Annotated in this window: 8 protein-coding genes, 1 pseudogene and 1 CRISPR repeat array (1 of these 10 only partly in view); of the genes and pseudogenes, 6 read left to right on the forward strand and 3 right to left on the reverse strand. The window is 37.5% G+C overall.

What is annotated here, in order from left to right; genetic code table 11:
- A CRISPR array of direct repeats spans window positions 1-84; the repeat unit is 32 nt; unit sequence GTCGCATCCTTTATGGATGCGTGGATTGAAAT; it begins 2,012 nt to the left of the window's first position.
- Between the two features lie 690 nt (window positions 85-774).
- Window positions 775-2,478 carry a methyl-accepting chemotaxis protein gene (locus ACVIJU_RS04240; RefSeq protein ID WP_456687299.1) on the forward strand — a complete coding sequence of 568 codons (1,704 nt, stop codon included), beginning with the start codon at window positions 775-777 and terminating at the stop codon, window positions 2,476-2,478.
- Window positions 2,479-2,593: 115 nt separating this feature from the next.
- Here ACVIJU_RS04240 and ACVIJU_RS04245 read toward each other — a convergent pair whose 3' ends face one another.
- The gene (locus tag ACVIJU_RS04245) at window positions 2,594-2,923 is read right to left on the reverse strand and encodes a CHY zinc finger protein (RefSeq protein ID WP_066250083.1); all 330 of its coding nucleotides are present in this window, start codon (window positions 2,921-2,923) and stop codon (window positions 2,594-2,596) included.
- Window positions 2,924-3,578: 655 nt separating this feature from the next.
- On the opposite strand from ACVIJU_RS04245, the gene ACVIJU_RS04250 reads away from it, so the two are divergent.
- The 3 genes from ACVIJU_RS04250 to ACVIJU_RS04260 are packed head-to-tail and all read left to right on the forward strand — an operon-like array spanning window position 3,579 to window position 5,936.
- Complete coding sequence (locus ACVIJU_RS04250) at window positions 3,579-4,145, forward strand: tyrosine-type recombinase/integrase (RefSeq protein WP_456687300.1); 567 nt, start codon at window positions 3,579-3,581, stop codon at window positions 4,143-4,145.
- Between the two features lie 54 nt (window positions 4,146-4,199).
- The gene (locus tag ACVIJU_RS04255) at window positions 4,200-4,700 is read left to right on the forward strand and encodes a cation:proton antiporter regulatory subunit (RefSeq protein WP_066250077.1); all 501 of its coding nucleotides are present in this window, start codon (window positions 4,200-4,202) and stop codon (window positions 4,698-4,700) included.
- A gap of 9 nt (window positions 4,701-4,709) precedes the next feature.
- Window positions 4,710-5,936 (forward strand): cation:proton antiporter, encoded by a 1,227-nt coding sequence (locus ACVIJU_RS04260; protein ID WP_144598418.1) that lies wholly within the window; start codon window positions 4,710-4,712, stop codon window positions 5,934-5,936.
- Between the two features lie 344 nt (window positions 5,937-6,280).
- On the opposite strand, the gene ACVIJU_RS04265 is transcribed toward ACVIJU_RS04260, so the two are convergent.
- On the reverse strand, window positions 6,281-7,459 hold the full coding sequence (locus ACVIJU_RS04265) for a M20 metallopeptidase family protein (protein ID WP_456687301.1): 1,179 nt from the start codon (window positions 7,457-7,459) through the stop codon (window positions 6,281-6,283).
- 1,125 nt (window positions 7,460-8,584) lie between these two features.
- On the opposite strand from ACVIJU_RS04265, the gene ACVIJU_RS04270 reads away from it, so the two are divergent.
- Complete coding sequence (locus ACVIJU_RS04270; protein ID WP_063386832.1) at window positions 8,585-9,760, forward strand: acetyl-CoA C-acetyltransferase; 1,176 nt, start codon at window positions 8,585-8,587, stop codon at window positions 9,758-9,760.
- Between the two features lie 323 nt (window positions 9,761-10,083).
- Here ACVIJU_RS04270 and ACVIJU_RS04275 read toward each other — a convergent pair.
- Window positions 10,084-11,512, reverse strand: a pseudogene (locus tag ACVIJU_RS04275) (DHA2 family efflux MFS transporter permease subunit).
- A gap of 177 nt (window positions 11,513-11,689) precedes the next feature.
- Here ACVIJU_RS04275 and ACVIJU_RS04280 point away from each other — a divergent pair.
- Complete coding sequence (locus tag ACVIJU_RS04280; RefSeq protein ID WP_456687302.1) at window positions 11,690-12,532, forward strand: TetR/AcrR family transcriptional regulator; 843 nt, start codon at window positions 11,690-11,692, stop codon at window positions 12,530-12,532.
- Window positions 12,533-12,595 lie beyond the last annotated feature (63 nt).

Genomic DNA, 12,595 nt, shown 5'->3' on the forward strand with positions numbered 1-12,595 from the left:
GGATGCGTGGATTGAAATATCTTTTAGCAAAAGAAAAGGTGGTGCAATCGTGGTCGCATCCTTTATGGATGCGTGGATTGAAATCTTTATATCCCACTTAGTTTAGATAAAACATTGAGTCGCATCCAATACGGATGCGTGGGTTAATACTCCATATCCCCCTTTGCTTTATACATGTCTGAATTGTCACATCTTTTTAGATATGTGAAGAGATTGAAATTTCACAATAATTTGTGTTGAGTGCCTTGTTGCCCAAGTTTGTTGTAATCCTTAAGTTTTTTAATGAAAATATTTTTGTAAAGGTTTAAAATGAAACATATACTAGTGCTTTTGTCATAATGCAAGAGAAATTAGCATTGCATGAATCAGAGGCTGGTTTAGGGGGAGTTTCCAATGGCTTGAAAAAGCGGTGAGACGATAATGAATATAAGCTTCTAAAGGAAAAATATTTTATCTATTTGGTTAGCATTCGGCTTGCTTCTTATTCGTGATGCCATTCGGAAAGATTTTATATTGCATTTTTCCCGAAATGGTTGTTTTTATATTTTAGTCGGTGCTCAAAATAGAAAGATTTTTGGTTATGCGGCAGCTTAAGTGCTTTCTGGTTTACCTGTTTTCTTTTTAGTATTTTCCGGCTCTTTTGCAACAGCTATATTCAAATAGCTTCCTGCTTTGCCGCTTTCATTTTAGTAATTCCATACGTTCTTTGCCGATGTGTAACCTCCAACTAGAAAAAGAAAAAAAGTTACATAAGAAGGTACGAGGGGGATTATTATGATACGGATGTATAAAAATTTAAATATTGGCTGGAAATATTCAATTGGTTTGATCGTAACAGTGGGATTATTTATTATAGCGTCTATTATTATAGGAAACCAATTTTTTCAAATAAAAAACAACATTGAACAAATTGACCGTAGAGGAGAAAAGGCTGTACATATAACTGAAATGGCTTCGCTTTTCAGAGCTGCTGACATTCGAGTGGCCAATTATATAAATACAATGGATGAAAAAAACTTGCAAGAGTTTAATGATCGTATGCAGGAGTATGAAGACAAAAAGAAGGGAATAGAGTCTCAACTGGAGACTAAAAATCAACGGGATTTATTAGCAAATATTGAAACAAACAAGGAAATGATTAATGATCTGTTTTTAAACCAGCTAGTTCCGGCTTTGAAGGGTGGAAACAAGGAAGAAATCGGCAAGTTAAGAGAACAAATCGCTGAATTGCGTACAGAAACAGTTGCTCAGCTAGATCAATTGACAAAGGCCGTAGAGGAAGAACGCATTGTAGCTGTCAATCAAACATTAAATGTTATGCAGCACAGCCTACTCATATTGGTTTTATCTGTCCTTTTATCAATCGTTCTTGGGGTAACAGTGGTTTTCCTTATTACGCGGACGATAAGGAAAAATTTACTTGTAGCAGTAAAAATGGCGAATCAAATCGCAGACGGGAACCTGCAAGGTCATGCAGTCATTTATGACGGTAAAGACGAAATCGGCCAATTAATCAATGCTATGAATAAAATGAAAGGAAACTTGCATCAGATTATTGGACATATGACAAATGTTTCAGGCAATTTAAGCAAACAAAGCAGAACGCTGTCACAATATTCCGAAGAGGTTCAGCAAGGCAGCCAACAGATTGCTTCTACCATGCAGGAATTATCAAGCGGTGCTGAAGAACAAGCGAACTCTGCATCAGAGCTATTAGAACAGATGAATGAATTTGAATCGATCGTAACAAATGTGTTAAAAAATCAACAAGAAGTGCAGACATTTTCAGACTCCATGCTTACTCTGACGGAGGATGGCAGTCAGGCAATGATAAAATCAATCGAAAAAATGGAATCAATTGATGCGAAAATTCAAGGTTCACTCGCAATGGTAAAAGGGTTAGATACAAAAACAAACGATATTGCCAAATTAATTAACGTCATCCAAGAAATTGCCGATCAAACCAACCTTTTAGCGTTGAATGCTGCGATTGAGGCTGCGAGAGCAGGAGAACATGGAAAGGGTTTTGCAGTTGTCGCTGATGAAGTGCGCAAGCTTGCAGAACAGGTAGCTTCCTCTGTTTCGGAAATTACTTCTATCATTCAAGGCATTCAAACTGAATCTAAAAATGTTGTTATTTCATTGGAGGATGGCTATAGAAACGTAGCAGAAGGTACGGAAACTATTTCCAAAACAGGTGATATCTTTAATGAACTAAAAGAGACCATTAAAAAAGTCTCGCATAAAATTCGCGGTATGTCAGAATCGATTAACAGTGTTCTTGACAATACGAAAAAAATGGGAGAATCCATTGAAAGTATTGCATCTGTATCAGAAGAATCTGCAGCTGGAATAGAAGAGGTGACAGCTACTGCTGAACAGTCTAATTCTTCTATGAAGGAAGTAGCAAATTCAGCAAAACATTTGGATAAAGAAGCAATGGATTTTGATCGATTAATACAGCAGTTTAAAATTTAGTTAGTTTTTGAGATTGTATGTAACACACGTCTATTTTAAAAAATGAGGGCCATTTCAAACTTTGATAAATGTAAGTTTGAAATGGCTTTTTGTAATGCGTTTTGAAATGAATTTTTTAAGTTTCAAAATAATAATGACGGTGAAGTCCACAGCCTGGATTAAACTGCGCATTGCAGTTCGGGCATTGATATGCACTGTGCAAATACTCATTAATAGTCAATTCTTTCCCGCAATGGCCGCATAAAATCGCCTTCTCATCAAACAAGGCTTTGGGCCAAACTTGTGGATTTCCGCATCCCTCTTCCTCATGGCATTTATGACATGGATAATAAGTCTGGCAGCAATAAAATTTGATTGCAATAATATCCACATCTTTATGGTAATGCTTGCAACGAGATTGTCTGTCGACAACTTTACCTTTCACTTCTATTCCATTTATGTGCATTGGCTTTTCACCCCAGTTCAAAACGTCTTTATCATGTGCCACAAACAGAACGAAAAATCGTCATTTTTTATATAAAAGTATAGCATAACTGTTTCTTTCAATTGTGCTTGGTTGTGATGACTTTGGGGGCTGTCTTAGAAAGTCAAATCGCCATTGAAAACAAAAAATCATAAACACCGATATATCAACGTTTCTAAAACATTAATGAGGGCGTCAATAAGCCGATTTTCTAGAAATAGATCAGTCTTTTCTTGATGATTTTGTGATATTGAGCAAAAACGATTATTTTAATGGCGCACAATATGGGCTTAGGGCATGCCGCAAAAGGACAAAGGTGCAGTTCGAAATTTGGGAAGCGATGAGGTTCAAGCAAAATTCATAAAAGTGCAAGATTTAAAGCAGGTACCTAAATTGTTTCCTATGAAATGGAATAAAGAAAATACTGTATGCAAAATTGTTTAAAGAAGGCTTGAAACGGGCAGGATTACATATTAAAATTCCTCTTTTTTAGGAATAACAGAACTGCTAAACATAAAAAAAACAGTTTGTTTACCTTATCCCTTATTTTCGTCTTAAAATACAAAGCTTTGTTTGCGTGTTACATAATAATAGTATATAATAGTATTAAGTAACGTGGATTAAGGGGAATAACTATATGGAATATGTTGAAGCTCTAAGAGATATAAAACAAATCAATGCCATGAAAAGATATTTAAAAAAGCATTCAGAGCGAGATTATGTACTCTTTGTGTTTGGCATCAATACCGGTTTAAAGATCACAGAAATATTGGAAATAAAAGTAGGAGATGTTTTGGGGGATGACGGTTACATAAAGGATTTTTATCTGCTTCCACATAAAGAATCTAAAACGACTAAGGAAGTGTATCTCAACCAAAAAGTAAAAAGGGCGATTCTCCACTATATCCAATCGAGACAATTGAACCGCGAAGATTATTTATTCCAGTCCGCGAAAACGAAAAAGCCCATCACGCGTCAACAGGCTTACCGCATTATCCATCGTGCCGCAGAAGTGGTCGGCATACAAGGGAAAATTGGAACGAACTCTATGCGTAAAACCTTTGGATTTCATGCCTATAAACGAGGAGTCGCCATTTCTTTGCTTCAGAAATATTTTCACCATTCGTCTCCTTCTGAAACACTCAAATATCTAGGAATTTCGAAAGATGAAAAAATTAGAACGGAAATTGATGTAAACCTTTAATATTCAACAACCTTAATCCATTCATTTAAAACATTTATAAGGAGGAATTTTTGCATGAATATTAGAGAAAGTGAACTTCCGGGAATTGGATATAAGTTTGAAATTATTACAAAGAACCAAGATAAGCTTGTTATTGTCATCCATGATGATGGACGGAGAGAAATTTATCATTTTGATTCAGATGATCATGATGAGGTTTTAAGTACTGCCACATTTGATGACTCAGAAGCAAGACAAATTGCTGGAATTTTAGGCGGAATGGCATATAAACCTAAAGCATTAGAAACCGTTGACTTTGCGTTTGATGATTTAATTATTGAATGGTATCAAGTAGAACCTGGTGCACCAGTTGTGAATAAAACGATCGGTGAGATTGATATAAGAAACAATTATGGAGTTACGGTCATTGCTATTAAGAAAAAAAAGACAAAGAAGACACACAACCCAGGTCCGGATACGGTGATTGAGGCAGGCGATACATTAGTAATTTCAGGAGAACGAAACCAACTAAAACAACTAGTTAACAACTTATTATCGAACAAAGGAAAGGAGTGAGGTTTATAGATGGATCATTTAGTCTTTGAAGTTGGTACAGCACTTGTCCTTGTTGCAATTGCAGCTATTATCGCAAATAAGCTTAAATTTTCCATTATCCCTTTCCTGATTGTCCTAGGTATGCTTGTTGGCCCGCATGCCCCAACGATTGGGATTATCGACTTAACCTTTATTGAAAGTAAAGAAATTATCCAATTTTTAGGACGCATTGGTGTTCTGTTTTTGCTTTTTTATTTAGGTTTGGAATTTTCTGTTGGAAAATTGATGAAATCAGGCCGAAATATTGTGGTAGGCGGGAGTCTTTATGTAGCAATCAATTTTGTTTTAGGCCTTTTATATGGATTTATCGTCGGGATGCCATGGATGGAGACTCTTATTATTGCTGGGCTTGTCAGCGTGTCTTCCAGTGCAATCGTCGCCAAAGTCCTTGTTGATTTAAAAAGAACAGCAAATCCAGAAACAGAGTTAATCCTTGGGATCATCTTATTTGACGACATTTTTCTTGCTTTATTTTTAACCACAATGTCAGGTGTCTTGCTTGCCGGCTCTACTTCTGTCCTCGGTATCATTACCTCTGTTCTTATTTCGGTTGGCTATATGCTGCTGTTTTTTTTCATTGCACGAAAAGGTTCGCCTTTATTAAATAAATGGTTGAATATTAAATCTGACGAAATTTTCATTATTGTTATATTTGCTACATTGTTTTTTGTTGCTGGGTTTTCAGAAACCCTTCATGTTGCAGAAGCGATTGGCGCATTGCTGTTAGGTCTAGTTTTTTCAGAAACTGACTATCGAGACCGCATTGAACATATGGTAGTTCCGTTTAGAGATTTCTTTGGCGCAATCTTCTTTTTCAGCTTTGGATTGAGTATTGATCCATCAACATTAGCTGGTGCGATCTGGTTAGCTTTAGGCGCTGCCGCACTCACAATTGCTGGGAACTTTGTAGCTGGTATGATTTCGGGGAGGAAAGCGGGGCTATCCCATAAAGCTTCTACCAATATTGGTTTAACCATTATGGCTCGTGGAGAATTTTCGATCATTGTCGCAAATTTAGGGATTACAGCAGGATTAAATCCCATTTTAACTCCTTTTACTGCCCTTTATGTTCTTATTTTAGCGATCGTAGGACCGCTACTTGCGAAAGAAAGCAAAAATATTTACAAGTTTTTAAATAAAATTTTCAAATGGAGTAACACACCGGAAAAGAAAAAAATAAAAGTCCCAGGCGAGTAGCTCGCCAATGGGAAATTTTATGCTCAATGAACATTATTATACACCAAAAACATCTCTCAAGAAATATAGAAATAAAACGCGAAAAATGTACGTAAGCTGTTTTCAAAAATTTATTGAAAATGCAGGTTTTCTCCTTAAAACAGAAAACCTGCATTTCCTTGTAAACTATTACTTTGCGTACAAAATTTCGCATTTTTTGTTTGCGTTTCTTTAACGTATGGATCGAAGCGGCTGAACAGAATGTGCATTTGCTTGTTGACAGTTTCGCTACATAAAATCATCATTATTGTTGTTTCAATGTACATTTCGAATTTGTTGCACCACTTTTAATTGACATCATTTTTTTATTGTAAAAGATAATGATTGACAATACTTAAAAATATTTTCCCTGAGACGAGAAGCGCACGCTCGTCAAAGTCAAAGCGGGGATGGTGATGAGGATAATGAGTTTTTGGATCGTCTCCTCTTGCACCGACATGAAAATAAACACCTGGTTTATGCTTTAAATAGTATGCAAAATCTTCTGCTCCCATTGACGGCTGATAATTATAAAAACAGTCAGATGCATACGTCTCGCTAATAATGGCTCGCAATTGTTCGGTTTCATTTCTAGGATTGATAACTGGAGGATAGCCGTTTAAATAATCAATTTCGTAGCTTGCGTGCGAAGCTTGGCATAGCCCTTGAACAATCGCTCTGATTTCCTCCTCAATTTGCTCCCTAACGTTTGGATTAAATGTTCTTACTGTCCCTTCTATTCTAGCGTTTTCTGCAATGACATTGAAAGCTGTTCCTGCTTGAAACACACCAACTGTCACAACAGCTGAATCTATCGGATTCACGCGTCTGCTGACAATTTGCTGCAAGTAGTTCACAATTTGGCTGCCGATGACAAGAGCATCTACTGTTTCATGCGGACGGGCCCCATGGCCTCCTTTTCCTTTTATTTGAATCGTAAATGCATCGACAGCAGCCATAACGGGTCCTTCTCGTAAGCCTATTTTGCCGTACGGAATATCAGTGGAAACATGTGCGCCAAATACAAGGTCAACATCGTCCAGGCATCCATCTTCAATCATAAACTTGGCGCCGCCGGGCGGTTTTTCCTCCGCGTGCTGAAAGATGAATACGATGTTGCCTTTTAAACGGCTGCGATCGATTTCACTTAATACTTTTGCAACCCCGAGGAGAGCTGCTGTATGCCCGTCGTGGCCGCAGGCATGCATAACTCCTTTTACGGACGATCTGTAAGGAGAGTCATTCTCTTCATGGATCGGAAGCGCATCAAAATCTGCGCGGAAGGCAATGGTTTTTCCTTCTTTTCCGCCCTTAATCATTCCGATAACTCCATTTCCGCCGATTCCGGTCTTTACCTCAATCCCAAAGGAGGAAAGCTTCTCTGCAATAAATTTTGGTGTATTTTCCTCTTGAAAAGAAAGCTCAGGATGACGATGCAAATATCTTCTCCACGAAACCAATTGTTCGAAATGTTCCATTAAAGAACGATGAAGCTCCTTAATCATTTTCGCACCTTCTTTCAAAAATAATGATCCTTTTTTTCGATTAAAAGCTGTTAAATCATCATCAGAAATATGAAGTATCTAGTGGTCTAGCTGGGAAGAGAAGTAAGCTGAGTTTTAAGATCAAAAGTAACTCTTTAGCAGCGTTAGATAAAACTCGTCTTTACTTCTAAGCCAACTAAAAAAGGCTTCATCACGTATTATTTTCTTTAATATTTCGCCTTCTTTAGAAGTACGAAAACTGCTTTTTCAGGTATGGTTAAATATTTTAATCACCAATTCTTTATTAAACCTATACAATATATTGCAATTACTTAATATTCATTTTACCTCCCTTTTTTTGTCACACCAAGTAAAATTTTTCATTTATTTATATTTTACAGAACCATCTAAGAATGTATTCGCTGCCTCTATTCTATATAGAACTCTAGTAGAAACAAAAGAGGTTAACTCATGAAAAGTTCGCTATTGCTCAAAACGAAGAACCAAGCTGGAAAAGGGATATAAAGAAAGCGCCATAAAAATAATCGAACAACCAGAACGTTCGAACATAAAAATGATCTGTCCTTTTCCTAAAGCGAGAAATGTAATATTCGATGATTGGTTTTTAAAAACAACAAAAATTATTTTATTCGTCCGGATAGTTACATAAGATAAGATGCCATCTTCTTTTCCGGGTTTCTACCATTTTTAAATTGTACATTCCAGAGTGGTTTAATAATTAATTCTTTTTTTCTAGAATATAATGTATCTCTAATTCTTCAAGATCCAATACTACTGTTTTTTCTTTGGCAACCATCATACTTTCATCAAATGATCGAAAATATTCACCCCAACTTATTTTGACATCATTCCATTTTTTACCTTATTAACAATCCAGCGGTTGTTTTTGAAAAACCGTTTTTACCTGACGTTTAGTTCATCTATACGCAAATTTGCTGAATTCTCCTTTGATTTTTAAGTATTTTTAACATTGTTATTTAATTTTCGTAATTTTATAATGAGCGTGTAAATAATTTTCATTATTCTGATAAATGAAAACGCTTTTTTATGCGCTAACGCATCAGAAATATTTGATACATGCAAAGGAACTGTTGGAATACCGAAATGTTTAGAGGAGTGAATAAAATGAAAGATATCGTTTTGCTGGAAGGAGCAAGAACGGCATTTGCTGAAATATCTGGATCATTTCGAAACACTACTGCGACTGATTTAGGTGCATTTGCGGCTAAAGAAGCTATTCGAAAATCTAATATTTCGCCTGATGAAATTGATCATGTTGTGTTTGGAAACGTTCAGCAATCAAGCAGAGATGCACACATTTTAGCAAGACATGTTGGATTAAAAGCCGGCACCCCGATTGAAGTTCCTGCCGTAACGATTAATCGTTTATGCGGAACGGGGATTGAAGCAATCCTAACAGGCGCCCGCTACATTTTAACGGGAGAAGCAAATGTTGTGCTGGCTGGCGGCACGGAAAATATGAGTCAAGTACCGCATGTCATTCGCGGTATGAGATGGGGAAGTCCTCTAGGTTCGCCTGTTGTAGAAGACTGGTTATGGGATGGACTATATGATACGTATGGCGGCTGCACAATGGCTGAAACAGCTGAAAATTTAGCTGTCAAATATAATTTAACGAGGGAAGAAATTGACCGTCATGCTTTATCTAGCCATGAGCGTGCGATTGCAGCGAGAGAAAAAGGGTATTTTAAAGAAGAAATTGTACCGGTTACTGTGAAAGGGAAAAAAGGAGACATCATTATTGATCAAGATGAACATATCCGCCATACGAGCATGGAGCAGCTTAGTAAATTAAAGCCTAGATTTATTGAAAATGGTGTTGTCACGCCGGGAAATGCAAGCGGTATGGTTGATGGAGCAGCAGCTGTTGTCATTGCATCAAGTGATTATGCAGAAGAAAAGGGGTTAAAACCGATTGCCCGCCTTGTTTCCTGGGATGTTGTAGGAGTAGAACCGAAGTATATGGGGATCGGTCCGGTTCCTGCTATTCAAAATGCATTAAAGAAAGCAAATTTAACGATTTCTGATTTGGACTTAATTGAAATCAATGAAGCTTTCTCTGCTCAATATTTAGCATGCCAAAAAGAATTAGGCTTTGATCTTGAAATAGGTAATGTAAATGGGGGAGCCGTTGCGCTAGGACATCCTCTTGCTGCAAGCGGAACAAGAATCACGACAACTCTTATTTATGAATTAAAAAGGCGAAACAAAAAATATGGCGCTGTATCTGCATGTATTGGCGGAGGACAAGGAATCGCCGCTGTTTGGGAAGCGCTGTAAATCCGCAGAAAAAATTGAATGCTTCGGCTACACGAGAAAATAACGGGTTAAATATATTGTCGGATCAAGCCTTATTTGTTTCCATTCGGCAATGGGATTTCAAAAGAAAAATGGGACAACTGTATCGGAATGTCAACTGCTGATGCAGAACATATTATTGAAGCAGTCTCTGCAACTTTTTTGATTATAAGAGAGTTGATGATAAATAAAAAGGTATGAAATGTTCAGCTGCTGTTGAAGCTGCCTTTTAATTCCGGCTTGGATAATCTATTTTGAATGAAAAAGCCTCTAGACTTATGAACTTCGTCTAGAGGCTTTCTATTTTATGATGCGGATTGCTTTAAATATGCTTCTCCTTCAGGTTTTGCCCGTTTGATAAAGAAAGTGAGAACGAGGGCGATCAGTGCAATTAACAATGATATTTTGAAAGAAAAGTTGATTCCATTCAGCATTGCCTCATTCATAATATCGGCCATTTTAGCTGGATCACCCGCTGCGGCTTGAGCCAATCGCTCCGCCTCCGCCTCCGTTTTATTTTGCATGAGCGTGACAAGCAGCGCTGAACCAGCAGCTCCTGAAACTTGCTGCAACGTGTTGTTCATCGCTGTAGCGTGCGGGTTCATAGTTTGCGGCAGCTGATTGATTCCGTTTGCCATGACGGGCATCATCACCATCGACATTCCCAACATTCTTAATGAGTACATAAGCATTAAAAAGCTGTAGGATGTATCCATTGCTAAGTGGCTGAATTCGTATGTTGTAAAAATGGTAATAGATAAGCCGATAATGGCGAGCGCTCTAGCGCCAAATTTATCAAAAAGCCTTCCTGTTATCGGCGACATAATTCCCATGATGATTGCTCCCGGCAGCATTAAAAGTCCGGAATCAAAAGGTGAAATCCCGCGAATTGTCTGAATATATATTGGCATAAGCAGCATCGCTGAGAACATCGTCATCGAAAGAACGATCGAAATTGCGGATGATAAGGCGAACATCGGATATTTATAAATTCGAAATTGCAAAAGAGGCTCTTCCATTTTTAATTGCCGCACAATAAATAAGACTAAGCTGATCGTTCCGACAATAATGGTTCCATATACATGAACGGAATCCCAGCCTTTTTCCCCGGCGGAGCTAAAACCCGTATAAAATGCCGCCAAACCCGATGCTTGATAAGATGAGCGATAAAATATCCAAAGATATTTGTTTTTGCGGCAAAATGTTTTTTAATTTAAAGATTGCAAGGATGAGTGTGAGAGCAGCGATCGGAATAACGATGTCAAACAGTGTGCGCCATGAATAATGCTCAACAATCCATCCGGATAGCGTTGGTCCTATCGCTGGCGCAGTGATCATCACTAGTCCAAAAAATCCCATTGCTGTGCCGCGTCGTTCAACAGGAAAAGCGACAAGCATGACATTCATTAATAAGGGAGCCATGATCGCTGAACCGGCCGCTTGAAACATTCTTGCAACCAATAACACGCCGAATGTCGGCGAAAGTGAAGCTAACACCGTACCGGCTGTAAACAAGCCCATTGCTGTAATATATAGTTGGCGATTCGTAAACTTTTGCAACAAGAACGCGCTGGCAGGAATTAAAATCCCATTAATCAACATGTAGCCTGTTGACAGCCATTGCGCAGATGAAGGGGATATTTCAAAATCCTTCATAATGGATGGTAGTGCAACATTTAGAAACGTTTCGTTAACAAAAGACACAAATGCACCAACAAATAAAATGGCAATCATCCCATAAGGCGGTTTGTTTAATGTTTCATGATTAGTCAAGTGAGAATCCTCCTTGTACTTATAGTATATTATTTTATACTGTTGTTATAAAAGATAATAATAATATATACTGATAGTATAAAAAAATCAACAATAACTTTTATTTTTGAGTTCAATCATAAAGGATGTGCAGTCAAATTGAACGATCGAAAAAGACAAGTAATGGAAGCGGCGCATACTCTTTTTGTTGAAAAGGGATTTGTGAGAACATCAGTTCAAGATATTTTAGATAAAAGCGGGATATCGAAAGGGACATTTTATAATTATTTCTCATCGAAAAAAGAACTTTTAATTAGTATTTTTGAAAAGATTAAAATGGAAACAGATCAGCGGAGAATGGAAGTGTTGGCTGGCAGGCAAGCAAACGATAAAAACGCGTTTATCGAACAAATTCAAGTCAAGATGGAAATCAGTAAAGAAAATAAACTATTCGCTCTGTTTTATGGTGTGCTGATGTCAGAAGATGAAGAGCTTAAAGGATTGGTGCAGCAGTATCATTTTGATGAACTTTGCTGGGCACAGAAGAGGATTGCAGAAGTATTCGGGGAACAAATACGTCCGTATTCGGTTGATTTGGCCGTGTTGTTGTATGGAATGGTTCAAAACGCCATTCATTTCGCTGTCACTGCCGGAGCAGAAATAGAAATTAACAGCATAATCGCTTATTCGTTGAGAAGAATTGAAAAAATAGCGGAAAATGTTGTGAAAACGAAGGATCAGCTATTTGATCCGGATATAGTAGAAAGGCTGGAGCCGGAAGAGGCTTTGAATCGGAAAAAGAAAAAGGAATCCCTTTTCAATCAAATTGATAAAATAAAAAAATCGGCAGATGAGGAGCAAAAGGAATTGCTATCCTTTCTAAAGGAAGAATTGCAATCTTCTGTTCCGCGGCGAGCGCTGATTTACGCGGTGATGTCCCAAATTGATCAGAAGAAAAAGCTTGAGCATTTGGTCGATGAGGTGCTAAGATTTAATACTTAAAGACCTATAAAAGGCTGAATCGTTTTGCCATTCACTTACCAAAAGACTTGGATATAATAATAG

Source organism: Aeribacillus sp. SP014 (assembly GCF_054055575.1).